Consider the following 2137-nt stretch of genomic DNA (forward strand, 5'->3'; position numbering starts at 1 on the left):
CCACGTCCTTGGCGGCGTGCCGGTGGCCCAGGGCCAGACCCGCGTCGAGCAGCGTCGCCATGCTGTCCCCGACGATGGAGTCCGGCCGGACCAGCCCGCGCCGCGCTCCCCGCCCTCTGCGGTCGACCCGCTGGTGGGCCCGGGGTAAACGTCTTCGCTCAGCGCACGACGTGGTGAGAATCCAGCACCACGTACGAGAACCGTGAGAATCCGACGACTCACTGGGACAGGACACTCTCGCCCCGCTGACAGCGCGAGACCGCGGTCGGGGTGGTGACAGATGCCGTGCTCAGGTGACGGCTATCGCGCTCCGGCACAAACGGCGGTCGCTCGTCAAGGAGATCGAAGCAATGCACACATTCGAACAAAAGGACGAACATCGCGCGTGCGCTGGCCCGGATCGCCTGTCCACCACGGACGGTCCCGGATTCCGTGTCGACCACCGGGTGAGCCAAACGGAGTTCCTGGGTCCAAGGCCCGTACTGCCACGTACGGTGGGTTCGTTGCCGAGTCGGTCCGTTGCGACAGGGCCGGCCACGGGCAGTTGGAACGGTGGGGAAGGAAAAGCAGGATGACGAAGGCGGCCGGCGGACTGGACGAGCGCGTGGTGGGACGTAAGTGGATGGTGCGTCTGGACGCGACCGGCTGCGGCAGTACGACGGTGCGCGTCACGTGCAGCCGGCCGTCCTGCTCCGAACAGCGCCTGCCGTCGACGGCGCAAGGGCGGGCGGCGGCGATCGCGCACCTGAAGGCTCACCTCAAGGCGGCGGCCGAGCCCCGGGCCCACGCGTACTGCGCCTGCAAGTCCGAGAACTGCGGAGCGCACATCCGCCCCGCCCCGGGCCGGTTCGAGCATCCGCAATCCTGGCGGTGCGGCGGCGCGGTGGTGCTGGCCGTGATCGCCGACCGGGAGGGTCGCTGGTGGCAAGCCATGGAGTGCTGCTCCCGCTGCGCCGCCGCCACACCCGGTACCAAGATCGTCGCCACTGCTCCGGCAGCCTCCGTTCCGGCGACCGCCGCCCCCTCGCCGGCGGGTGAACGTCCGCCACTCGCCGCCCAGTTCTCCGACGGTTCCTCCTCCGCCCCCATGCCCGCCCCCTCGTCCGGGTCCGGGCCCCGGCGGGTGCCGAAACCCCGTTCCACGCAGGTACGCCGCCGCCAGGGGTACGAGAAGATCGCGCAACGGATCGTCCCGCACGACCTGCGCCCCGTCGTTCTCCGCGACGAACTCGTCGAACTCGGGCATCTGTTCCGTGCCTACCAGAAGCGCACCGAGCCCGACTTGGCAATGCTGGCAGACCTTCACACGCGCAAGGCGCAGGCGTTCATGACCTGGTCCGACGTCACCGGGGACGTCACCCTCCGGCTGGAGGCCCAGCGGGCCGCGCATGCGGCCACCGCCGCCCGCGTCCAGCACCAGCAGCGCACCGGTGCCGGTCCGGACGGCGAGGGGCCGACGGTGGAGCGGTTCCTGATCGGACCGAAGCAGTGGACCAACGCGCGCTCCGTCCTCGATCACCTGGCCGATCACGCCCCGCTGCCCGGCGCGGAGGCAAGGCTTCTGACGGTGATGCTGACGCTGCGCACCGCGCACACCGGAACCGGCAACCTCGTCGGACAGGACATCAACGGCTTGAACCTGACGGACCCGGAGGGTCTGGTCACCGAGTTGGCGAAGAGCGGCTGGTTGTCCCTGCCCGGCACCGCGGGTGAGGTTCTCGAAGCCCGGCCGGAGAACCCCGTCCCCATCACCGTCCCGCCCCTGGTGCCGGGTGACGACGGTACGGGGCCTCTCACCTTCGGCCGGAAGATGCGCCCCAAACTCAGCGGATGGGCGCAGCGCGTGGTCTCGGACAAGAAGCTCCGCAAGTCGAAGGCACCCCCCGGGGCCCGGATGCTGGCCCTGGCTCTGGCCGCCCGGACCAGCTTCGACGGCCGTCTGGGCGCAGACGGACAGGGCGTCGATCTGGACGCTCTCACCGCCTGGTGCCCGGTGGAACCGGAAGAACTGCCGGCGTTGGTCGAGCGGCTGGTGACGACGAAGTGGCTGGCCGAATCCGACGTCACCGACACCCGTATCACCGGTCAGGTGTCGGAGCGCATCCTGCCGCTCACCTGCCCATGCCCCTAACTTGAT

The 2137-nt window shown here is 70.2% G+C and carries 1 protein-coding gene; it reads left to right on the plus strand.

Annotated features, from left to right (window positions below; all coding sequences use genetic code 11):
* Positions 1-571: 571 nt before the first annotated feature.
* A complete protein-coding gene (locus tag ACWD3D_RS36385; protein WP_451464935.1) occupies positions 572-2131 on the plus strand; it encodes a hypothetical protein in 1560 nt (519 codons plus the stop codon).
* The last annotated feature ends 6 nt before the right edge of the window (positions 2132-2137 follow it).

It is taken from the genome of Streptomyces sp. NPDC002690, from assembly GCF_053592415.1.